Raw genomic sequence first — 21,009 nt, 5'->3', positions numbered from 1 at the left:
CCAACATGTGAATACGATGCCGATTAATTCGAACTACACGACTCCGGCCAGCGGCGCTAACACTGCGTACCAAGTCGTCACCTCGGTGATGCTGGACTACCTCAATAAGCGCACAGTCGCTCAAGTCGCGTCATACGTGAGCGCAGACACCTACACGGCCGGAAAGGCGTCGGTCTTCTCTCAGCAAGCAATGATTAAATCTATGCCGCCTTCAGGTTCGGACCCGCTGGCATTCGTTGAATCGCTGCTGGTTGCTCCGGACGCTACGGTGGACTTGACTGCCTTCAGCGGTGGAACTATCGCCGGCTCTACGGCATCCACAACGACAACGCCAACCGCGTCCAGTACCGCAGACGGTACAGCTACCCCGGCTGCAACGGCCGCATAAGGATAAATAAAATGGGATTGTTTGATTCGGCCAGGGAGGCCGCTACCGGCGCGACTGGCGGAAAGGTAGTAACGACGGTTGCCGGCACAGCGTACGGGTTCTCCTCGTTCCCCCTGAGCACCATCGTTTCTATTGGGACGTTGGTCTTGACCGCGTTCTATATCTGGTCGGCACTGCCGCGCGTGTGGCGGACAGCCGTGGCCCTCAAGCGAGGACTGGTCAATAAAGATTGGTCGATGTGGAAGGAACTGGGCAAACAGCCGGCGGTGGCGAAGGAGGATTGATGCGAAGGCTCCTAGAGGAAATCCTGGCGGGAGCACTACTCACCGCTATCGCAATAGGTCTCGGCCTTGGCTGGTATTCGTCGCATCAAAAGGTGGCGGAGATCACGCGGGAAAGGGACCAAGCGGTAGCGGATGTCACAGCCACCAAGAATGCCTATAAGACCCAAGCGGCGGGCCAGGCAGTCGCAAAAACCACACAGGACGCTGCAACGGCCCGCTTGGCAACCGCTGTAGCTGCGAGCCCATCCGTCGCTTCGGAAGTCGTCCCTGATGCCATATGGCAGGCGATTTATGGTGAGGAGAAAAATGATGCGTGCAAGTAAGATCGCCGCTGTGGTGGCGGTCGTGTTGGCCGGCTGCTCGACCTACCGCGTATCGACACCGCCGGATGACTTAATGGAAAACTGTGCACACGCCGCACGACCAGGAGGAAACACCGTCGCTGACCTCGCCCAAGCGGTCATCAATGAGCGCGGCAAGCTTGACCTGTGCAACGCAGACAAGGCAGCGCTACGAGCCTGGGCAACCGGCGTCAAAGCTACCAAGTAAGCGACTGCTCGCAGTCCGATAGCGTTGCTATTCTGGAATACGTAGCTGGTGCTGGCAATGTTCTTCTACATGCTGAAGCCACGACTCGTACCAATACCAGTGCCCAGCGACAGAAGTTCCATAGCCTTTTTCTGGATTTTTTCCGCCCATCTCTTTCCATAATTTCGTGTGATCGTGCATGCTAAAGTTCTCGTAGCCCTTTGCTTTCATCTTATCCACGACTTGCTTGGGTAGAAATTTATTCTTTTCGGTTTCCTTAATAATCGCGTATTGCTGGTTAACTCCTTTAGCCAGATCACTGTCGGATTTTATAAACTCAATGACCTTATCAGCCTGACCCCTCTTATTAACGTTCTTCGGGACGAAAAGAACACGGTACGCGTACCGAGGGTCGTTGAAAATTTCTTCGGAGATACTGGAATCAAACGCGTTTATATATGCCTTGATGTGCGTCGGAAGCCCCGCCGCCTCTCCCAAGGTTTTCACCTGCTCAGTATCCAAAGAGGAAAACTGTAGACTGAACGCTAGGTAACGATCAATCCCGTTTTCGTTGCCGAACTCGCGCTTTAAAGTATCGTTGTAATTAAGGCAACATGCCTGAAACCGCGCGCTCAGTTGATCGTCAAGCCGAGTTGTCATCTGATGCTCTATTTCGTGGCGAAGACCAATAAGAAACGTCAAATTTGTTACGACGCTTTTGTCCACCGGGCAGTCTGGAGCTTTAAGGCATTCCGTTAAATCCCAATACCGGTACGCCCCCTGCGGCGTCCGGACGTAGGTCCGTCGGGCTCCGACGACTTTGTAATAGCGGTATTCCACACTTTTTTTGCGGTAATACGCATGAAGCATGTACGTCCATGCGATTACCATTAGAACTATGAATGTCTCTGATTTAAATGTAATCGAGGGGCTATTGAAAATCTGCACTGCCGACAAGGCGGCCTCTCTCGATTTTTTGACTAGCTCGGCCGATACTGACCAAACTCCCCTATTACGTTTTATTTTCACCATTTCCACGCCAGTTCCCGAAGGCACTAAAGTAATGTTCGAGAAGTTTAAGCGCAAGGTCTCATCAAAGCAAATACGCAATGCTTACCGCATTAAATTCGTTGAATACCCGCCCGCTATCGGAATTTTGCACTTTGATAATCGCCTAATGCATCGCCTGCATTCATCAGGTTATTCGTGCTTGGGTCCTGCTTGTACTGCTCGACTGAAAGACGGGCCGATTCCCGAGAGGACGATATGTACGCTTGCCGCGCTGCCACGGTGGCATCCACATCCGCATAACTTTTATTCAACGCGGATTGAAGACTGTAGTCATCACCGGAGGCACAACCGCCAACCACTAGGGCAGCCAGGACCATGAAAACGCGCATTGTCTTATCTCACAGAAATTTTCTGTGATGGTACAGCGCGTCAACCCAAGACGTCGATCTCCCCATTCGCAAAATATCCGGCACGCACACGGAAACTCGGGTCTTTCGGCCACGGATGACCCGTTCTCCAACACCAGCGATACGTCGCCACTGATGCCCAGTGTTCAGCCTCGTGACGGGGCATACAGCCATCAAACTCAATGATTGCCATTCGCTCGGCGTAGAACTCATCGGCTTGTTCGATATCTGCTTTCATTCGCCCATATTACTGTACGGATATACAGCATTGCAAGCTACTCCTGCTCATAAAACTACAAGAAAAAAAAAATGGGAATCAACACTTCGACGATTAAAAATATCGTCGGGGCGTCTGCTATTGCTGGCCTGCTGTTCACGGCCGGCTTTGAAGGACGCTCCAATGTCGTCTACCACGATCCGGTCGGATTACCTACGGTTTGCGACGGCCACGCCCGAACCGGGCCCGATGGCAAGCCGCTCGTACTCGGCCAGCGGTACACGGATGCAGTCTGCGATTACTTGATTGGGCAGGACTACAGGGCCGCACAGGTCGCCCTGGCCCGGTCGGTGTCCGTGCCTCTCAGCGAGGGTGAGCGGACCGCCTACGTCGATTTCATATTCAATCTGGGACCGGAAATTTCAACGGGAGCACCATACGGCGAAAGCTCCTGGCCGGTGACCGGGCCGGGGCGTGCAACGCTTTGCTAGCGTGGGATAAGGCCACAGTGAAGGGACACCTGGTCGTTGTACCCGGGCTGCAGACGCGGCGGCAAGCAGAACGTCGGGCGTGCCTTAGCTAAGATTGAGTTTGCACCCAAAGGAAAATTTACGCAGACCGGCATTTTCGAAACCACCACATCTAGATATTCAAAGGCCCGACATCCACTATATTTAGTGCGTTAGCTTGCATAAGCGTAGCAAGACAGAGTACATTGCTGTCAACATGACAACGATAGGAGCGACTCTATGAGCGCGAAGGATGACTTTCTGAGAATGTGGCAAGAAAAACGTGACAACGAGAAATCAGATCAGCAGCAGCAAACTGAAATGATCGCCCGATTTCGGGCGGCAATTGAAACGCTATCTGTACAACTCGCAGAGTGGTTAGCGACAACGCCCGGCGCGACTGTGAGCGTTGACGATATCTCCGTCCGGGATGAAACGCTGAGGCCGCCGCGCCAAGTCAACTATAAGAAGATCGTTATTGCGCTCGATGCCCATCGGGTTGTGTTTGAGCCGGGGGCGCTCTACTATTTCGGCTCAACCGGGGGTCTTACGATCAGCTTCCCCAAGAGCGCGGCTCGCAATCGTCCCGAACTCACACTTTTTATGTTGAGCAGCGGCCAGCCTGAAAACATGTGGTGTCTTCGTAGCGGAAATGAGTCTGGCTTGAGCGTCTTCTCACAGCAGACCTTTTTTGCTTTGCTAAAAGAGCGATTGCTAGGCGCACACTAACAATCTCCCGCACCAATAGAAACAACCCCCAGTCAATTCCCTAATTAGGGGTTGAACTGGGGGTTGTTTTTGCATCAGCCAAATAGTTTCTTATAAATCAACTATTTACCCAAATATCTGGCGGAGAGACGGGGATTCGAACCCCGGATAGGTTTTACCCTATACACGCTTTCCAGGCGTGCGACTTAAACCGCTCATCCATCTCTCCGGAGCCCGCTATTATAGCGAAGCTTTTGAGGAATGGGGAGTTTTTTCCGAAGTACTTGGCAAGCCACGTCTCATCGGCGTTTCGCGTCCCCCTGGAAGAATCAATACGGGCATCAACCCATACCGGGCACGCCTACTTTCGGGTCCCAAACCCAGCGCTATAGCGCTTTTCCAACCACTGCTGAAAAAAGCCCCATGCCGTGGTCATCAGCAAATAGTAGATAGCCGCTGCACAAAATACCTCCAACACCTCGAACTTCGCCTGCATGAGCATCTGGCTGCGACGCATCAACTCTTCCATGGAGATCACCGACGTGAGCGACGTCGCTTTCAACAGGCCGTTCACCGAGTTACCAAGCGACGGAATCATCAAGCGGAACGCCTGGGGAAACGTCACTTTCCACAACTTGACCCACCGGGGCAAGCCCAGCGCATCAGCGGCTTCGCGCTGCCCTTGCGGTACGCTGAGAAAACCGGCACGAATGATCTCGGCCAGGTACGCCGCTTCATTTAGGATCAAGGCGAAAAGCGACGATTCCAGCACGTTCAAGCGAATTCCGAACTGCGGCAATCCGGTAAAGACAATCACCAATTGCACCAGTAGCGGCGTACCACGCATGACCCAAATATAAAAGGCCGCAGGACCGCGCAGCACCGGATTGGACGACATGCGCAGCAGGGCGACCCCCATGCCGACAATCATGCCTCCGACGGCCGTGGCGATTGTCAGCGCGAGGGTGATTAACGCGCCCTCCATCAAAAAAACATTGACCAGATAGCCGAGAAAATCCGGCACATTGAACAGACTCATCTCGGCTCCCGTGTTGCCTAGATCGTTACCACCCGTGCGCTTATCGCCAGCGCGCACTCATTCAATCGCAATGACCAATCGCCCGATATGCTTGCTTAGTTCGGCCCCGTACCGCGGATCGAGAACGTGGTTTCTTTCAATGGCGTCATGCGGAACTTCGCAAACAACTTGTCATAAGTACCGTCCGCCTTCAGCTTCGTGATCGCATCGGCCGCTGCCTGCGCGACGACCTTGTCGCGAAAGGCAAATGTGATATCCGTGCCCTGCTGCCCCCTTACCCAGACCTTGACCAGCTTGCGATCTTCCAGCGATCGCGCCGTTTCATCGATATTCAGCCCCGCCTCGACCTGACCGGCCAGCAACGCCTGTGACGTGTCCGTCACCGTCTCGAAAGTCAGGAACTGAATCGGCTGCAAGCCACGTTTCACCATGTCGTCGCTGATACCCCGGGCCTTGCGTTCCTGATACGTACCAATTTCAACCCCCACTTTACGCTCCGCAAGATCATCGAAACCATGAATGACCAGCTTGCTGCCCGGTAGCGTATAGATACTGATCGCCTGTTGCGCGTATGGCACCATATAGAACATCTTCGAACGCTCCTCGGTCCAGAACAAGCCGGTATCGATTGCATCGAAACGGCCGGTCTTCAGCGCCGGGATCATCGGTGGCATATCCATCCGCAGATAGGTCGGCTTCAAGCAAAGCGATTTCGCTATCGCGTTACCCAATTCAACGTTCAGTCCTTCCAGCTCACCCTTGTCATTCACATACTGCTGGGGTGGCAATGTGGGATTGATCGACATCTGCAACTCGCCAGCCTTGACCAGATGATCCGAGGCGAATTTCGGCACACAGCTTTGCGCATGCGCGACGAACGGCAAAGCCAGTCCCAGCAGCATGGAACCCAACAACTTGCTGACTTTCATGTTTGCTTCCCTTCTACGTGTGGTGAGAGTCCCCAGCGCCTACCCCTACATTTCCCTGGGGCCTGACACCGTATTGAAATTGCGCCCAGCTTGCTTGCTAAAAATGCTCGGATAATGCTTGATACAATAAAGTTTGGCCTACTACATTGTCATATTCCGCCCGCCCGAACACCACGGCCCACAGTCGGCCGAAGCGAAATCCTCACTGGTCGCGGCAGGACAGCAACGAAGTGTGCGTTGCGGAGATCACAACCTCGCTACGCTGATTGATCAATTCCAGCGACTCGTTGACGATGCCGCGCCCCGGCTTGGAAGTCGGACGCTTGTCAGTGAAGGTGAAACGTACGTGGACGGTATCGCCCGCAATAACAGGCTTTACGAACTTCACGTCCTGCCAGCCTAGCGACGCAATCGAACTGTTGTCGTACAGCTTCAACTCGGTCTTCAAACCTTCCATCAAAGCCAATCCGTAGAGGCCGTGGGCGATCACACCGTTGAACCCCTTGCTTTGCGCAAATGCCGCGTCCGTATGCAGAGGATGATGATCACGGGTCAGCGTACAGAACGCCGCAATGTCCGTAGTGGTGATCTCATGCGGCGCCGTGCTGATCGTCTGCCCCACTGGAACGTCTTCATAGTACAAGTCACTTGCGGGAATGTCGGTTTTCGTCATCGCCTTATCTCTTTCTCCAGGTCCACTGATAAGATCTTTACCTGTTTGCAGCAACGCGCTAACCCGCGTGCGTGGGCACCGGAATCTGTCTGCGTGGCAGCGCGCGGAACGCCTCTCCAATGCCCATCGCGCCAGACTTGAACAAGCGCGCATCCATCATCTTCAACGTCGTGCTGACCCGCATCGAAAATCCGATATGGTCAAGTACGTCTTCTTGCAAACGCACACCAGGCGCGATCTCGGTTAAGACCAGACCATCCGCTTCGAGTTCAAACACTGCGCGCTCGGTCACGAATGACACGCGTTGACCACGACGGCGAGCCAGGGCACCGGAAAAGCTAATCTGATCGACCATTGGCACGAATTTCTTGAAACGGCCATCACGCCGAATGTCGAGCTTGCCGCCACCGGCAACGATGTCAAGACTGCCGCCGGTCAGCGTGCCGCTGAAAACAAGACGCTGCGAATTCTGCGTGATGTTGATAAAGCCGCCCGCACCGTCGTAGCGTTCACCAAAGCGTGTAACGTTGACATTACCGTTAGGATCGACTTGGGCAAACGACAGGAAAGCACAGGTCAGTCCGCCCCCGTCGTAGAAATCGAATTGATAGCCTTGATCCAGAATCGCCCGCGGATTGACCGCCGTCCCGAATTCCCGGCCATGACCGGGCACACCACCGATGACGCCGGCCTCGACGGTGAGCGTGATCAGTTCGTCGATACCCTCTTCCGCCGCGACATTCGGGATCATCGCCGAGACGCCGACGCCGAGGTTCACGACGTCGCGCGGATGCAGTTCGAATGCGGCACGACGCGCAATGACGCGTTTGATCGTCAACGGGTCCGGCGCGATCTGCGACGCCGGCAAACGGGTTTCGCCAGACCGGGCCGGATCATAATGCGTTGTGTAAGTCTGCATCTGATCCGGTTCGACGACGAAATGATCGATCAAAAAACCGGGAATCTTGACCATATGCGGGCGCAAGCTTGCCCGCTTCACCAAACGCTTTACCTGGCAGATCACGATGCCGCCCGCGTTATGCACCGCCTGCGCGATCGACAGATCTTCGCGCGATGTTGCCTCGTGCTCCATGCTGACGTAGCCGTCCTCGTCGGCGGAGGTGCCACGGATCAACGCCACCGTGGGCACGCCGGGTGCATGATAGAAAAGATAGTCGCGGCCCTTCAATTGGATACGCTCCACCATCGGCTCCGTGGTGCGCTTGTTCATTCGACCGCCTTCCTGCAACGGATCCATGTAGGTTTCCAGCCCCACGTGCGAGACGATGCCCGGATGCTTGCCCGCCATCGCGCGGCAAAGTTGTGTCATCACCCCCTGCGGCAGGTTATACGCTTCAATGGCCTCGTCCAGAATCAGTTTCATGAACGGGAGTTGCAATCCGAAGTTGCCACCAATCACGCGTCCGACCATGCCAGGATGCGCGAGGCGACAGATACCCTTCTCGGTCAGCGCTCCCACCCCGGTGATATGAAACAATGTCAGGTTGCGCGGCGTCGCGCCCTCCAGGAACCGCGATTCAAGTGCCATCAGCACGGCCTCGGGCACCCCGGAGCCGCCATTGCCTCCCAACATGACGAAATCGTCGTCTTTGATCAACGCAGCTGCTTCGGCTGCCGTGATGCATGAAATCATGATCGCTGTGGTCTCGTCGTGATCGTCTGTCGGTCGCCGTTTATGCGAGTTCCTTGTCTACCTGGCGTGAAATGATCATGCGCTGGATCTGGTTCGTGCCTTCGTAGATTTGTGCCAGGCGCACGTCGCGGAAGATACGTTCGATTCGGTATTCGCATGAATAACCGTTGCCGCCATGGATTTGCAGCGCATTCGATACGTTGCGCATCGCCATGTCGGTGGTGAACAGCTTCGCTTGCGCGGCTTCTTTTGCAATCGACCGCCCGGCGTCGTGCAGACGCGATGCATGATGGATCAACAGACGCGACGCATCGATTTCCGTCGACATGTCCGCAATCATGAATTGCACTGCCTGAAACGACAGAATCGAACTGCCGAACTGCTTGCGCTGACGGGCATAGGCCAGCGCATCTTCCATTGCCCCCTGCGCCAAGCCGAGCGCCATCGACGACATCAGCAAACGGCTGAAATTGAAATTGCCCATCGCCATCTTGAACGCCTGGTTCTCAGTGCCAACCATCGACTCTTCCGCCAGCCTCACGTTCTCGAACACCAACTGGCAGTCTTCTAGACCGTGCATCCCGAGCAGTTCCTCGTTCTTGCCCCGCGATATGCCAGGCAGGGACATGTCGACCAGGAAACAACTGATCGACTTGTGGCCCGGCGCATCACCCGTTCGTGCGAACACCATCGTGTAGTCACATACGCCACCCAACGTCACCCAAGCCTTTACACCATTGAGCACCCAGCCGCTTTCAGTACGACGCGCCGTGGTCGTGATGCTGGCGACATCGGAGCCATGATCAGGTTCCGAGACGGCCGTTGCAAAAACAGCGCTGCCGTCGAGAATTTTCGGAATAAGTGCTTTTTGTGTCGCGTTGCCATGGTGATGCAGAAACAGCGCCGCCTCCACTGGAATCGCGAAGGTATTGCCGATTGCACCGGAGCAACGTGCCAACTCTTCCATCGCGATACATACCGCAATAGTGTCGAGTCCAGAGCCACCCGCGGATTCAGCCAGCGAGGTGCCGTACAAGCCAAGATCCGCCATGCCTTTGTACAGTTCGCGATCGAAGTAATCCTCGCGATCGATCTTCTTCGCGCGCGGCAAGACTTCCTGTTCCGCAAAGCGGCGCACGGTGTCGCGGATGGCGGTCTGGTCTTCAGTATAGAGTTGCATCATGGCAGTGTATCAATACAGGGTCTTGCGTCAGACACGTCGTCGAATGACAACATGCACTGCGCGCGCGGCGGAACGTTTCCGGGTTTCTCTACTGCGTCAAAACGAAATGGATGCTGTCCTGGCGGTTCACGCGACTCGGTGATCGCTAGCCAGCATGCCGTCATGTGCGACTTCATCCAGATCACGATCGAAGAAATACACGGCGGTGTCGGTCACCATCGGCGCACAAGCGTCATTGAAGCCGGCGGTAATATGGGCGGCCGCGCGTCGGCGAGCGTCGACATCCCGCCGATATGCGTGCACTTTGATCAGGACGCGTACCGGACGGCCATCTTCATACCCCAGCTTGCCGGCGTGCGCGTAATCACTACTTTCAAGCGGCTGGAAGAACACCGTCACAGTAACGGCCTTCACATCGAACGCGGCAACCACCGCTTCCGTGACGCTCCGGGAAATACGTTGTTTCGTCTCGGCCGGCAGCAACGGCGAAATAATTTCGAGATACGGCATGGTCACTTGGATTCCACGGAAAGATTGCCCTGAAAGACGAGAGGATCCACCGTATCGTCAGTCGCGCATAAAGGCTCTGCTGGGGCTCGGCATGAGCCACGCAGCATCAAACGCTGGCCGACGCGGTATTCCCTTGCCCCGTTCGCGGCGCCATCGATCCGCTGCAAAATCCTATCCGCCGCCAGGTTCGCCAGCGCCTCCGGGCCGCTGTCGACCACGCTCAGGGTCGGGCGGCCCCATTCGAACCATGGCGAATCCTCGGCGCACAATAAAGAGATATCTTCCGGAACGCGTAGACCGCGCTCGGACACAACACGCATGACACCAAGTGCGGATTCGTGATTCGCCACGAAGATAGCTGTCGGCGGATCCGGTCGGTCGAGTAGCGCCATCGCGGCGTTCGTCCCGGTCTGCGGCAAATAAGGGCCATCGATGATCAGCGCCGGATCGAACGGCACGAACGCTTCGTCAAGCGCCCGGAGATAACCGGCCCGGCGCTCGTCCCCCGATGTCGTCCCACGCCGCCCGACGACCAGACCAATCCGGCGATGCCCCATCTGCAAAAGGTAACGCGTTGCGTCATAGGCCCCGTCGACATCGGCGCTCAACACGGATTCGAGCAATGCCGATGGATCGCGACGCACAACGCAGAGAACCGGCACACCACTGCGTTCCAATTGGACGAACACCTCGCTGTTCTGCCCGGTTGGCACCACAACCACGCCGCTGACGTTGTAGTCGGTCAATGCAGATATGGCGTCACGCTCTTGCTGGGCGTCATCACCAGTAATGCAAAGCATTACTTGATAGCCTTTTTCACGCATCCGGCCTTGCACAACGGCAGCGATACGACGGAAGGACGCATTCTCAAGGTTATGAATGACAACGCCGATCAACTGCGCATGCCGGGTCTTCAAACCTTGCGCAAACTTATTGGGACGGTAACCCAACCGTGACGCCGCCTCACGAATGCGCGCTTGCGTGGCGGGGCCCGCCAGCCCCTTCCCGGCCAGCACTCGCGACGCCGTGGCCACGGAGACATGGGCAACTTCGGCAACGTCGCGCAATGTGACGGCTTTCATATCCGCGTCCTTGGGCATGAAGGAAAGTAAAAGTCGGGAAAAATCACGTAATCGATTACGTTGATCGGATGGTAGGAAGCGAAAAATGACCAGTCAATAAGCTGACCATTACCAAATGAAGGTCAGGTATTGGCGTACGTTATAGTGTGTTTTTGACATGACACATGGCACGAGGCCTGAGTCCTTTACTTGACAGGCAATAGCGCTTGCCATCCTGGCCAGGACGGCAGACGCATGTAAGAATGCGTAACCGTTTGCTTGCAAGGAGACCTCGAACGCGACGAAGTGGCGGGTATTTCCGGCAAACGGTCGATGTGCATCGGCACCTTATAGCCCGCTAACGCCCCGTGCCATGCTTGCAATCCGTTACTGAAACGGAAGAAGAATCTGTGTGAGAATTGAACTATTGCCCGTGCCGTTGCACATAGGCAGTGCGTGGCGCGAGTCCGCAGCCCGTCCCCATTCACAACCCGGCACGAGATAGAGACCGATGAGCATGGATAGCGAGACGCAGCAGGCAATCGATGAGCTGAGACGACAAGTTGAGGAACTCACTAAGGCGTTGCTGCAAATACAGAAAACGTTGGTCAGCAGCTTTACGTCGCATAACACTTCCATCAATGCGCACACACAGGCGATCGATACGCATACCGCGCAGTTATCGGCACTGACACCTATTGCCCAGGCAACTGTGGCACGCCTGCAGCATGATCCAGAATTTGCCATGATTCTTAAGCGCATTCTGGAAGAAATATCCGCCAATCAGAACGCTTCAACCATTCCTGACAGTGCACTAGAACGCAGCGAACAGTTCCTGCGGCGCATTGTCCCGGGTCACCTCATGCCTTGAGGGACATGGTCGGGACCCGCCGCATCCCGGTGAAACCGGCTGCGGCCGTGGCGCGCCTACCATCTTTCAGCACCGTAAGGCCGCATGCGTCATGCGGCCTTGTTGCGTTCCGAACAATGGTTTTTCGAGATACGGCAAATGGCAGCGCGTGGTACAAACGACACCCAACACGCTGAATTGCCGTTCACGCCGATTGCCACCTAATTTGGCATCTGCAAGAATGCGAGCGTCTGCACGTGCCAAGCAGCGATTCATGCCCGACGTTGGCAACCTGTGCAGCGGTATTCGGGGACCGGCGACAACGGGATCGCCGCCCCGAGCCTTGCCAGCCTTGTCATCGCCACGCATGCGGTGGGCGCCGTGGCATCGTGCCGCCGGCGCCCGTTACTCGACCGCCCCATGCGGTCACCCAGCAAGAGTTCCATGACAATGAAATACCGCTCGATCCTGACCTCGCTGTGCATCAGCATTTCGCTCATCGGCGCCACGGCCGCGCACGCCGACGCGCTGTCCGACATCAAACAGCGTGGCACGCTACGCATCGCGGTACCGCAAGACTTCGCACCGTTCGGCTCCGTAGGAGGGGATATGAGCCTTCATGGTTTGGACATCGACACCGCCGGACTGATTGCCAAGGCCATGCATGTCAAGCTTGAACTCGTGCCGGTCAGTAGCGCGAATAGAATTGCCTATCTCCAGACACACAAGGCGGACCTAGTCATCTCGACGCTTGGCAAAAACGCTGAACGTGAGAAAGTGATTGACTTCTCGCAAGCCTACTCGCCGTTCGCGAACAGCGTGTTCGGGTGGAAGGAAATCAAGGTCACCGGACCGGAAGATCTGGCGGGCAAAACAGTGGGCGTTGCCCGCAGCACGTTCGAAGATCTGCAATTGACCCAGACCCTGCCGCCATCGGCAACAATCAAGCGGTATGACGACAACAACGGCATGATCGCGGCCTATATGTCGGGGCAGGTACAGGTTGTGGGGACCGGCGACTTCGTTGCCAATGCGATCGCTGAAAAGCATCCCCCCCACCCGCCGGTCTTGAAGTATGTCATCCATGAGTCTGGGTGCTACGTCGGCCTGAACAAGGGCGAACCGGCACTACTCTCCGCAGTCAATGACGCCCTGACGGCAGCCAAAAAGGACGGATCGCTGAATAAGATCGTCGAAAAATGGCTGCATACGCCGCTGCCGCAAACAATGGCGACCACATTCCAATAAAATACGTCAGCCCGACGCCGTCGGAGATCTTCCCATGACGGCGCTGCCATGACATGTCACTGCGCCATCATCGCTTCAGGGCAGCATCCCGTTGTTCTGGAACCCACGCTTTCGTATTTTCAAGATGGCTTACCAATTCGATTTCGGCGCGGTCTTCGACTACACGCCTGTGCTCGTCACAGGCATTGAGGTCACGATCGAGCTGACCGTCGCCGGCGGAATTCTCGGCATGCTGGTTGCAATATTCTGTGCGTGGGTGCGTACGGACGGTCCAACCTGGCTGCGTCCCATCGTGGGACTGTACGTCGAGGTAATCCGTAATACGCCGTTCTTGATCCAGCTTTTCTTCATTTTCTTCGGCTTGCCGGCCCGCGGCATTCGCATCAACGAGATGGAAGCGGCAATCCTAGCGATGGTGATCAATCTGGGTGCCTACAATACGGAAATCATCCGGGCAGGCATCGCAGCCATTCCCCGTGGCCAACGCGAAGCCGCCGCCAGCCTGGCGATGTCGCGTGGGCAGGCGTTCCGCTACATTATCCTGCAGCCTGCATTGCAGAAGATGTGGCCTGCGCTGTCGAGCCAATTGGTCATCGTGATGCTTGGGTCGGCAGTGTGTTCGACGATTGCCGTTACGGAATTGTCCTTCGCGGCGAATTTCATTCAGGGACGCAACTTCCGCTCATTCGAATCCTATGCAATTACAACCGTAATCTACCTGGTTCTCGCCATCGTCCTGCGTCAGATTCTGCGCTATATCGGGGATCGTTACGTTGTCAATCGACGTCCCCGTTCTGTGCCTTTCCCGGGAGGCCGCGCATGAGCTTTACATTGTGGGATATCATCCGTGCGTTACTGATGGCATTGCGTTGGACGGCATTGTTATCCGTGGTTGCCTTTATCATGGGCGGAGTGGTCGGTCTGATTCTGCTGTGGTTGCGGATTTCGCGCGTGCGAACGGCAAACTGGTTCGCGCGTGGCTATATCGAACTCTTCCAGGGTACCCCGCTGCTGATGCAGCTCTTCATGATCTTCTTCGGCCTTGCGCTGTTCGGGCTGGATGTACCGGCCTGGCTTGCCGCGGGTATCGGCCTGACGTTGTGGTCCAGTGCCTTCCTGTCGGAAATATGGCGCGGCACCGTCGAGTCGATCGCGAAGGGACAGTGGGAGGCATCCGCCAGTCTGGCAATGACGCGGCTGCAACAGATGCGCTACGTTATCCTGCCGCAGGCACTGCGGATCGCCATCGCGCCTACCGTCGGCTTCTGCGTGCAGATCGTAAAAGGCACCGCGGTGACATCGATCATTGGTTTCGTCGAAGTAACGAAGGCCGGTACGATGATCACGAACGCGACGTTCCAACCTTTTGAAACCTACGGCATCGTTGCCGCCCTGTATTTTGCGCTGTGCTGGCCGTTATCGCTCTACAGCCGTTTCCTGGAGAAGAAGTTCCATGCCCCTCATCACCATTGACGGCGTCAAAAAGCGCTTCGGCGATAACGAGGTGCTCAAGGGCATCACGTTGAGCGTCGACAAAGGCGAGGTCATCGCGATCATTGGCAAGAGCGGCTCGGGAAAAAGCACGCTGCTGCGTTGCATCAATGGATTGGAGACGATCGACGAGGGCAATATCAACGTTGCGGGCGCTTACGTCGGTCAAGGCGATGCGGAATTGCGGCGGTTGCGCTTGAAGATCGGTATGATCTTCCAACAGTTCAATCTGTTCCCCCATCTGACCGTGGGCCGTAACGTCATGATCTCGCCGATGGTGGTCAAGAAGACCAGCGAAGCGGAGGCGCGCAAGGCCGCAACGGCGCAGCTAGAGCGTGTCGGCCTCGGTGCGAAGTTCGATGCCTATCCAGATCAGTTGTCAGGCGGGCAGCAGCAACGCGTGGCCATCGCCCGCGCCCTGTGCATGGCGCCGCAGGCGCTGCTCTGCGACGAGATCACGTCAGCGCTGGACCCGGAGCTGGTGCAGGAAGTGCTGGCCGTCGTTCGGCAACTGGCCGACGAAGGCATGACGCTGCTGATGGTCACGCACGAAATGCGTTTCGCGCGGGAAGTGTGCGATCGCGTGGTGTTCATGCATCAAGGGAAGGTGCATGAGGTCGGGCCGCCGGAAGAATTGTTCACGAACCCGAAGACACCGGAGTTGCGGCAGTTCATCGGCATGACGGCGGGCCTTTCCGGTGGTGCGGCGGATGGCGCGCCGGCAACGTCATTAGACGCTGCCGGCTTGCCGCAGTCGGCTTGATGAAGGCGCCGGTGTGACCGCCGACACGCACCGCGGCGCCCTTGCGCTTCCTGTCAACCGCGCCATCAGAATGGCTGGCACGGGCGGCGCGGCAACATCGGGCCCTACGGGCGACGCGTTGGATGCCGCCCTGGTCCGCTTGCCCTACCTGAATCACTATCCTCCGGCGTTGCAACAGCAAGTTCGCACGTTGATAGACGAAGGCCGTGTTGCCCGCTATCTGCAAGGGCGTTATCCCGATTACGTTCTGCCGGCAACTGATGACACGTGCATTAAGGAAAGCGGATCGCGGCATGCCGTGCAATCGGACAAGGCATTGTATGCCTTTTGCGCTGACGTCAAACAGCAATTCCTGCGTTCCGCCCCGCCAGTCGACAAGGTGCTATACGATAACAAGCTCGATGTCGTCCGGCATGCGCTCGGGTTGCATACCGCCATCTCGCGAGTCCAGGGTGGCAAGCTCAAGGCGAAGAAGGAAATTCGCATTGCCTCGCTATTTCGCGATACGCCGCTCGCATTCCTGCGCATGATTGTCGTGCACGAGGTGGCGCATCTCAAGGAACCAGAGCACGATAAGGCGTTCTATCGCCTTTGCGAGTTCATGGAGCCTGACTACCACCAGATCGAACTCGATTTGCGTATTCATCTGACGGCGAAACAGTTGCGATTGATCGCTTGAGGAACGGTGCCGTCTAAGTTGCATGGCATTCCGAAACTCCTACTCCCTGTCATGCTGCTTACGGTACGGCACGCCGAATGCTCCAGTAACGCGCCGCCTCACCCTCGTGTTTGCGCCTGTTGCCATTCCTTGACCAATACCGCCATCAGCTCTTCTGCCGGGAGCGTCCGCGCAAGAGGAGCCGCTTGACCGGCCCAATGCGCTGCGTAACTGTGATCGCCGCGCTCGCTGGCTGCTTGATGCAGGGCCTTGCCGGCATCGTACGCGATGGGGTAATCCGGCAACGCTGGTGCACCGGAAGCGCCCATTGCATGAAAGCGATTGACAATACCGCGTGCCGGCCGCCCCGAAATGGCGGCGGTGATCGCGGTATGCGCGGCCTTTTCGCTCTTCAGTTCATCCCGATATGCCTCCGATGCCGATGACTCCGGGCACAGGATGAATGCCGTACCCATTTGCACGCCTGCGGCACCCAGTTGCATCGCCGCGGCGATGCCCTCCCCGTCCATGATGCCACCCGCTGCTATCACGGGAAGACGAGACCGGCTCGCGAGAACACGCACCAAAGCCAATGTCCCTATCTCATTATCATGCGCGGGGTCGAAGACGCCACGGTGACCGCCCGCCTCGATACCTTGCGCCACGATCGCATCCAGGCCCGCTTCCTCGATCTGCTGCGCCTCTTCAAGATTCGTGGCGCAGCCCATCGTCACGCTGCCCGCCTTTCGGAGTGCGTCGATCCAATGCGCATCAGGTAGTCCAAAGTGGAAGCTCACCACTTTCGGGTGGGTCTGTAACAACGTTTCAAGCAACGCGTCATGGCCGAGGGCCGTCGCATAAATATTTCGAAGCGACGGTGGCGGTGTCGCGTCGAACTTCCGGAATTCGGGCGCAAGATGCTGTAGCCAGGCCGCTTCGCGCGTTGCGTCGGCACGAGCCGCCACGTGGCAGAACAGATTGACATTGAACGGCTTGGTGGTCAGCGCCTGTGTCTTCCGAATCTGCTCCGCGATTTGGGCAACGGTATTGGCGCCCAATCCCAGGGATCCCAGTCCTCCCGCATTCGACACGGCGGCGGCGAGACTTGGCGTGCTGATGCCGGCCATCGGTGCCTGGATGATTGGGAAGCGCACGCCAAAAAGCGCCGCCACCGTTTCCGGCGTAGTCATTGATTACTCCAAGTTTCGTGTTTGATTCTTCGCGATAAGAATATAACAAACGCGCTCGAAGATCAGGATCTACCGATATTTCGCTATTCCCGTGACTCGGGTGCAGGCGTGTTCGCATGGTCTTGGCAGCCGAAACGCCAATGCGGGAGCGCGTCAAGCGCCGACCACAGCGCTCGACGACACCCCTACTGCCGCGCCCGGAATTACAGCAAGGATCGCAATGTCACGGCGCCGTCCTGCAGTGCGGCAGGGTCCAACGACTTCCCCGCCGTGAGCAAACGTCGGCAGACTGCCATATCCCGCCCCGCATTGACGGTAACCGCGGCCTGCAGTCGTTGCCCCCCATCGAGGGAAAACAGCGAGAAGACATCGTTCGCCGGATCACCGCGTAGCACCAGTCGCTCCGATGCATCAGCCATATCCGGGGACGCGAATATGCCCAGTGTCTGCACATTGCAGGTGTATTGATCCGACCAGAGCCAAGGTATTTCAGCATAGCGGTCATCGGCGCCGAGCATATTTGCGGCCGCGACAACGGGCTGATTTTCCGCAACCTGCCAGGATTCAACACGAAGATGCCGGCCCAGCAATGGATTGAAGTGCGACGTTACTTCCCCCGCGGCAAAAATGTGGGGGTCTTCGGTCCGGCATTGCGCATCCACCACGATGCCATTATCCACGCGCAACCCCGCCGCCGCCGCGAGTTCCACGTTGGGCAAGACGCCAATTCCCACCACCACGACATCCGCCGTGATGCTGTCCGCACCCGCGTCCACCGCAATCGCCCCCTCATCCGAACGACGAAGTGCCGTCATACGCGCGCCCAACCGGACGTCAACACCACGTCCGCGATGCAGCGCGAGAAGGTACGCCCCTACCGTCGACGGCATCGATCGCTGCAACAAACGCGGCGCGGCCTCAAACAGCGTGACCGTGCAACCGAGTGCACGCGCAGACGCAGCGACTTCGAGTCCGATGAAACCTCCGCCAAGCACCGCCACGCGCGTGCCCGGTTGTAATACCGCGCGCAATGCCTGTGCATCGGCCACAGTCCGCACGTAATGCAGCGGCACGTCCGTATCGACCGGCCCCGGGAAAGGCCGGACGCGTGATCCTGTCGCCAGCAGGAGCGCATCATAGGGCAACGCCCCACCTCGGTCCGTGGTCACGACACGCCGTGACCGATCAATCGCCGTTACCCGTGTGCCGAGCTGCAGCGTGATCCGTTGTGCGTCATACCACGCGGCATCGCGAATGAACGCGCGCCGCGCACCATCGGCGCTGGTCAACGCTTCTTTCGATAACACCGGCCGATCGTATGGCAACGCCTCCTCGGCACCAACCAGCGTGATTCGCACCTCCGCATCACGCTCCCGCAACGCTTCCGCCGCACGGCGGGCAGCATGGCCCGCCCCGGCGACGACGATGGATTTAACCGACATGGACTTCTACCCGCGATGCGACAATGCGTATCGGAAATACGCGAACCGGTTCGGTGATCGGTGCGCAGCGTGGTGCACCGGTCCGGATATCGATCAGTCCTTGGTGCAACGGACATTCCACGCAGCCGTCTTCCACGAATCCCTCTGAAAGCCGCGCATGGCCATGTGAGCACAAGTCGTTGAGTGCAAATACTTCATCCCCCAGACGGAAAACCGCGATCTGCCTATCCCCGGCAAAAACGGCGGTGGGCTCGCCTTCGGTGAAATCATCGAGTGCGCCAATGGGCTGCCAGTTCGTTTCCATAGCGTCCATCCTTTTTCTCAGATCGGCGTTGCAAGCAGGGTCTGCACACGCGAGGTGTCATAGATGACCCGCTTGCGCCGATAGCGCAGACCCGCGTCGGTATGTACCACGGTATCGAAATACTTCCCGGCCTGATAGACGTTCGATTCACCGTTAGCGCGCGTCTGCACCACGACATAATTGCTTTCGGTTTCAATCTCGCCGTCGCGTTCGGATAGGATGATCATCCCCGACGTCATATGGCGATACGTGTGTTCCTCGAAGATATTCGCGTTCCGCAGCGACACCACGCGATCGCGCAACATCCTCTGGTTCGTGCAGTAGATGATGCCAACCGGCAGACCCATGTCCGCATTTTCCTTCGGCACGATCTCGTACAGGCAATCCTCGGTAAACATCGCCGGCCACGCTTCGAGCCGGTCATTGTCTAGGTTGCTGATATATTCGTCCTGCAGCATTTGCAGCGAAAGCCACAACGTTGTTCGATCCATCGTATTCCTCTTGTGCATTGGCGGCCGCGATTGCCAGTCCGCTACGGGTTTCGCTCAATAGCCCATCAGTTTCTGATACCCCACCCAGAACTTCCGGATCAGGCTTTCCGTTATCACCGTATCCTGTTGGTCTGGATTACCGCGCGACATCTCGATGACAGATGTCGCATCCGCGTCGCGGACGGTGCCGCGTTGCACCAATTCGGTCGCCTCGGTGTCTTCCATCGAGATATAGCCCGCTGGCCCGACAAGATTCGCCTGCTTGAGGCGCAGCTCTCGCATTTCCGGCGTGTCGTCGGTGTAGCCAAAGAAATGGAAGATCAACTCGAAACTGTTCGGCCCTTTTGGCAGCAGTTGCCGCGCGACCAACGTATTGTGGATTTGCTGAACCACCAATTGCGGGAAGATCGGCTGGATATGGTTCGTCGTGTCTTCCTCATATTCTGAGATAAGGCCGAGAATGGAGTCATCTTCCAGGACAAAGCCGTCATCCATCGAACGGATATTCTGCTGCTTGTACGCGGCGGATGTATCTTCTCCGGTCTTGGTCACGGTGATGATGCTGTGCAATCCGTGCGTGGCGTCAGGAATCGAACGCGCCTTCATGCCGACGCGGAAGATATTGAACGTGGTATGAAACAGGTGCAGCATGCTGGCGTGATACGGATCCTTGACGTTCTCGAAATACAGCTTCCAGTTCGATTTCGAGAACTGCCGCGTGCAACCAAGATATTCAATGGGTTTATGGAAGATCCGATCGATCCATGGACGCATCTCCGCACCCAGGTACTCGGGGAGCGAGCCTACTGTGTCGCTGAACGTGGCGAAGACAAGTCCGCGATAACTGTCCACCCGCAATTGACGCAAACTATGTTGCTTTGGATCGAAATCCGCGGGCATGCCGGTCATGCCCTTCTGCCCACGACGGAACGGCACGCCGAGCAAGTTACCGCTGTTGTCGAAGCTCCACTGATGGTATACGCAGGTGTGCGACGTGGCATTGCCCCGCGCCTTCCGGCACACCGAGGCACCGCGGTGCGCGCAGCGGTTCACCCAAGCGGACAGCGAACCGTCTTCGCCGCGTGTCACCACCACCGGGGTATCACCGACAAACGTACTCTTGAAGTCGCCGGCGTGCGGGATTTCGGCCTCCAGCGCAAGAAAATTCCACGTCGGGCCGCGGAAGATACGCTCCTGCTCACGGTCATACACCGCCTGCGAACTAAATACTTTATACGGAACGCGCGATCCATCATCATGCGGAAAAACCACCGCGTCGGCCTCTCGCGGTGCGTCGCCAGGCTCATGCGGAGCCTGGCGGCTCAGGGGCATTGCGACTGTTGTTTCCATCATCTTTCTCCATTTTGTGGGGCGCTTGCGCATTACAGGGCGTGTAGACAGATTTTTGGAGCGCCACAATTACGGGTCTATCCATAAAAAACGCGCGAATACCGGCCTTATCCAATTTCGG

At 57.0% G+C, this 21,009-nt stretch carries 25 protein-coding genes, 1 tRNA gene and 1 pseudogene; 11 read left to right on the top strand and 16 right to left on the bottom strand.

The window, feature by feature from the left end; genetic code table 11:
• Positions 1-399 precede the first annotated feature (399 nt).
• Genes SJQ66_RS21130 through lysC form a run of 3 tightly spaced genes read left to right on the top strand, consistent with a single transcriptional unit; the run spans position 400 to position 1,221 of the window.
• On the top strand, positions 400-672 hold the full coding sequence (locus SJQ66_RS21130) for a hypothetical protein (protein ID WP_320535268.1): 273 nt from the start codon (positions 400-402) through the stop codon (positions 670-672).
• Positions 672-995 (top strand): hypothetical protein, encoded by a 324-nt coding sequence (locus SJQ66_RS21125; RefSeq protein ID WP_320535267.1) that lies wholly within the window; start codon positions 672-674, stop codon positions 993-995. Before SJQ66_RS21130 ends, SJQ66_RS21125 begins: the two co-directional genes overlap by 1 nt.
• Positions 979-1,221 (top strand): Rz1-like lysis system protein LysC, encoded by a 243-nt coding sequence (gene lysC, locus SJQ66_RS21120; protein WP_320535266.1) that lies wholly within the window; start codon positions 979-981, stop codon positions 1,219-1,221. The genes SJQ66_RS21125 and lysC overlap by 17 nt, the downstream gene beginning before the upstream one ends.
• Positions 1,222-1,248: 27 nt before the next feature.
• Here lysC and SJQ66_RS21115 read toward each other — a convergent pair whose 3' ends face one another.
• From SJQ66_RS21115 to SJQ66_RS21105, 3 genes are all read right to left on the bottom strand, one after another.
• Positions 1,249-2,232 (bottom strand): DUF3644 domain-containing protein, encoded by a 984-nt coding sequence (locus SJQ66_RS21115; RefSeq protein ID WP_320535356.1) that lies wholly within the window; start codon positions 2,230-2,232, stop codon positions 1,249-1,251.
• 113 nt (positions 2,233-2,345) lie between these two features.
• Positions 2,346-2,588 (bottom strand): hypothetical protein, encoded by a 243-nt coding sequence (locus tag SJQ66_RS21110; protein ID WP_320535265.1) that lies wholly within the window; start codon positions 2,586-2,588, stop codon positions 2,346-2,348.
• Positions 2,589-2,640: 52 nt separating this feature from the next.
• On the bottom strand, positions 2,641-2,856 hold the full coding sequence (locus SJQ66_RS21105; RefSeq protein ID WP_320535264.1) for a hypothetical protein: 216 nt from the start codon (positions 2,854-2,856) through the stop codon (positions 2,641-2,643).
• 71 nt (positions 2,857-2,927) lie between these two features.
• Here SJQ66_RS21105 and SJQ66_RS21100 point away from each other — a divergent pair.
• Both SJQ66_RS21100 and SJQ66_RS21095 read left to right on the top strand, forming a co-directional pair.
• Positions 2,928-3,418 (top strand): annotated as a pseudogene (locus SJQ66_RS21100) (lysozyme).
• Between the two features lie 166 nt (positions 3,419-3,584).
• Positions 3,585-4,073, top strand: a complete 489-nt coding sequence (locus SJQ66_RS21095) for a hypothetical protein (RefSeq protein WP_320535262.1) — start codon at positions 3,585-3,587, stop codon at positions 4,071-4,073.
• A 118-nt stretch (positions 4,074-4,191) separates the two neighbouring features.
• On the opposite strand, the gene SJQ66_RS21090 is transcribed toward SJQ66_RS21095, so the two are convergent.
• The 8 genes from SJQ66_RS21090 to SJQ66_RS21055 all read right to left on the bottom strand — a co-directional run bounded on the left by SJQ66_RS21090 (position 4,192) and on the right by SJQ66_RS21055 (position 11,122).
• A tRNA-Ser gene (locus SJQ66_RS21090) sits at positions 4,192-4,281 on the bottom strand.
• A 132-nt stretch (positions 4,282-4,413) separates the two neighbouring features.
• Positions 4,414-5,091 carry an amino acid ABC transporter permease gene (locus SJQ66_RS21085; protein ID WP_036008058.1) on the bottom strand — a complete coding sequence of 226 codons (678 nt, stop codon included), beginning with the start codon at positions 5,089-5,091 and terminating at the stop codon, positions 4,414-4,416.
• A gap of 95 nt (positions 5,092-5,186) precedes the next feature.
• Positions 5,187-6,020: an ABC transporter substrate-binding protein gene (locus SJQ66_RS21080; protein ID WP_320535261.1), complete on the bottom strand. Its 834-nt coding sequence runs from the start codon at positions 6,018-6,020 to the stop codon at positions 5,187-5,189.
• Between the two features lie 202 nt (positions 6,021-6,222).
• Positions 6,223-6,693, bottom strand: coding sequence for a MaoC family dehydratase (locus tag SJQ66_RS21075; protein ID WP_024902317.1), 471 nt, complete (start codon positions 6,691-6,693; stop codon positions 6,223-6,225).
• 58 nt (positions 6,694-6,751) lie between these two features.
• Complete coding sequence (locus tag SJQ66_RS21070) at positions 6,752-8,347, bottom strand: acyl CoA:acetate/3-ketoacid CoA transferase (protein ID WP_320535260.1); 1,596 nt, start codon at positions 8,345-8,347, stop codon at positions 6,752-6,754.
• A gap of 40 nt (positions 8,348-8,387) precedes the next feature.
• A complete protein-coding gene (locus SJQ66_RS21065) occupies positions 8,388-9,530 on the bottom strand; it encodes an acyl-CoA dehydrogenase family protein (protein ID WP_320535259.1) in 1,143 nt (380 codons plus the stop codon).
• 126 nt (positions 9,531-9,656) lie between these two features.
• On the bottom strand, positions 9,657-10,040 hold the full coding sequence (locus SJQ66_RS21060) for a tautomerase family protein (protein ID WP_024902314.1): 384 nt from the start codon (positions 10,038-10,040) through the stop codon (positions 9,657-9,659).
• A 2-nt stretch (positions 10,041-10,042) separates the two neighbouring features.
• Positions 10,043-11,122, bottom strand: a complete 1,080-nt coding sequence (locus tag SJQ66_RS21055; RefSeq protein WP_162199063.1) for a LacI family DNA-binding transcriptional regulator — start codon at positions 11,120-11,122, stop codon at positions 10,043-10,045.
• Positions 11,123-11,618: 496 nt separating this feature from the next.
• Here SJQ66_RS21055 and SJQ66_RS21050 point away from each other — a divergent pair, with 496 nt between their 5' ends.
• From SJQ66_RS21050 to SJQ66_RS21025, 6 genes are all read left to right on the top strand, one after another.
• Positions 11,619-11,972, top strand: coding sequence for a hypothetical protein (locus SJQ66_RS21050; RefSeq protein ID WP_157685772.1), 354 nt, complete (start codon positions 11,619-11,621; stop codon positions 11,970-11,972).
• A 429-nt stretch (positions 11,973-12,401) separates the two neighbouring features.
• A complete protein-coding gene (locus SJQ66_RS21045; protein ID WP_024902311.1) occupies positions 12,402-13,199 on the top strand; it encodes a transporter substrate-binding domain-containing protein in 798 nt (265 codons plus the stop codon).
• A gap of 124 nt (positions 13,200-13,323) precedes the next feature.
• Positions 13,324-14,022: an amino acid ABC transporter permease gene (locus tag SJQ66_RS21040; protein ID WP_024902310.1), complete on the top strand. Its 699-nt coding sequence runs from the start codon at positions 13,324-13,326 to the stop codon at positions 14,020-14,022.
• Complete coding sequence (locus SJQ66_RS21035) at positions 14,019-14,672, top strand: amino acid ABC transporter permease (RefSeq protein ID WP_024902309.1); 654 nt, start codon at positions 14,019-14,021, stop codon at positions 14,670-14,672. The genes SJQ66_RS21040 and SJQ66_RS21035 overlap by 4 nt, the downstream gene beginning before the upstream one ends.
• Entirely contained in the window at positions 14,653-15,453 is an 801-nt protein-coding gene (locus tag SJQ66_RS21030) for an amino acid ABC transporter ATP-binding protein (RefSeq protein WP_024902308.1), read from the top strand. Before SJQ66_RS21035 ends, SJQ66_RS21030 begins: the two co-directional genes overlap by 20 nt.
• A 130-nt stretch (positions 15,454-15,583) precedes the next feature.
• Positions 15,584-16,132, top strand: a complete 549-nt coding sequence (locus SJQ66_RS21025) for a M48 metallopeptidase family protein (protein WP_024902307.1) — start codon at positions 15,584-15,586, stop codon at positions 16,130-16,132.
• Positions 16,133-16,230: 98 nt separating this feature from the next.
• On the opposite strand, the gene SJQ66_RS21020 is transcribed toward SJQ66_RS21025, so the two are convergent.
• The 5 genes from SJQ66_RS21020 to andAc all read right to left on the bottom strand — a co-directional run bounded on the left by SJQ66_RS21020 (position 16,231) and on the right by andAc (position 20,870).
• Positions 16,231-17,301 carry an NAD(P)H-dependent flavin oxidoreductase gene (locus SJQ66_RS21020; RefSeq protein WP_320535258.1) on the bottom strand — a complete coding sequence of 357 codons (1,071 nt, stop codon included), beginning with the start codon at positions 17,299-17,301 and terminating at the stop codon, positions 16,231-16,233.
• Between the two features lie 203 nt (positions 17,302-17,504).
• Positions 17,505-18,743: an anthranilate 1,2-dioxygenase system ferredoxin--NAD(+) reductase gene (gene andAa, locus SJQ66_RS21015; RefSeq protein ID WP_024902305.1), complete on the bottom strand. Its 1,239-nt coding sequence runs from the start codon at positions 18,741-18,743 to the stop codon at positions 17,505-17,507.
• Complete coding sequence (andAb, locus tag SJQ66_RS21010) at positions 18,733-19,056, bottom strand: anthranilate 1,2-dioxygenase ferredoxin subunit AndAb (protein ID WP_024902304.1); 324 nt, start codon at positions 19,054-19,056, stop codon at positions 18,733-18,735. The genes andAa and andAb overlap by 11 nt, the downstream gene beginning before the upstream one ends.
• Before the next feature lie 8 nt (positions 19,057-19,064).
• On the bottom strand, positions 19,065-19,538 hold the full coding sequence (andAd, locus tag SJQ66_RS21005) for an anthranilate 1,2-dioxygenase small subunit AndAd (RefSeq protein ID WP_096335526.1): 474 nt from the start codon (positions 19,536-19,538) through the stop codon (positions 19,065-19,067).
• 54 nt (positions 19,539-19,592) lie between these two features.
• Positions 19,593-20,870: an anthranilate 1,2-dioxygenase large subunit AndAc gene (andAc, locus tag SJQ66_RS21000; RefSeq protein ID WP_051504252.1), complete on the bottom strand. Its 1,278-nt coding sequence runs from the start codon at positions 20,868-20,870 to the stop codon at positions 19,593-19,595.
• Between the last annotated feature and the right edge of the window lie 139 nt (positions 20,871-21,009).

This window comes from Robbsia andropogonis (genome assembly GCF_034047095.1).
In the GTDB taxonomy this organism is placed as follows: Bacteria; Pseudomonadota; Gammaproteobacteria; order Burkholderiales; family Burkholderiaceae; genus Robbsia; species Robbsia andropogonis.
Note: the sequence above shows the minus strand (reverse complement) of the source record. Positions and strands in the feature narration are given on the sequence as shown.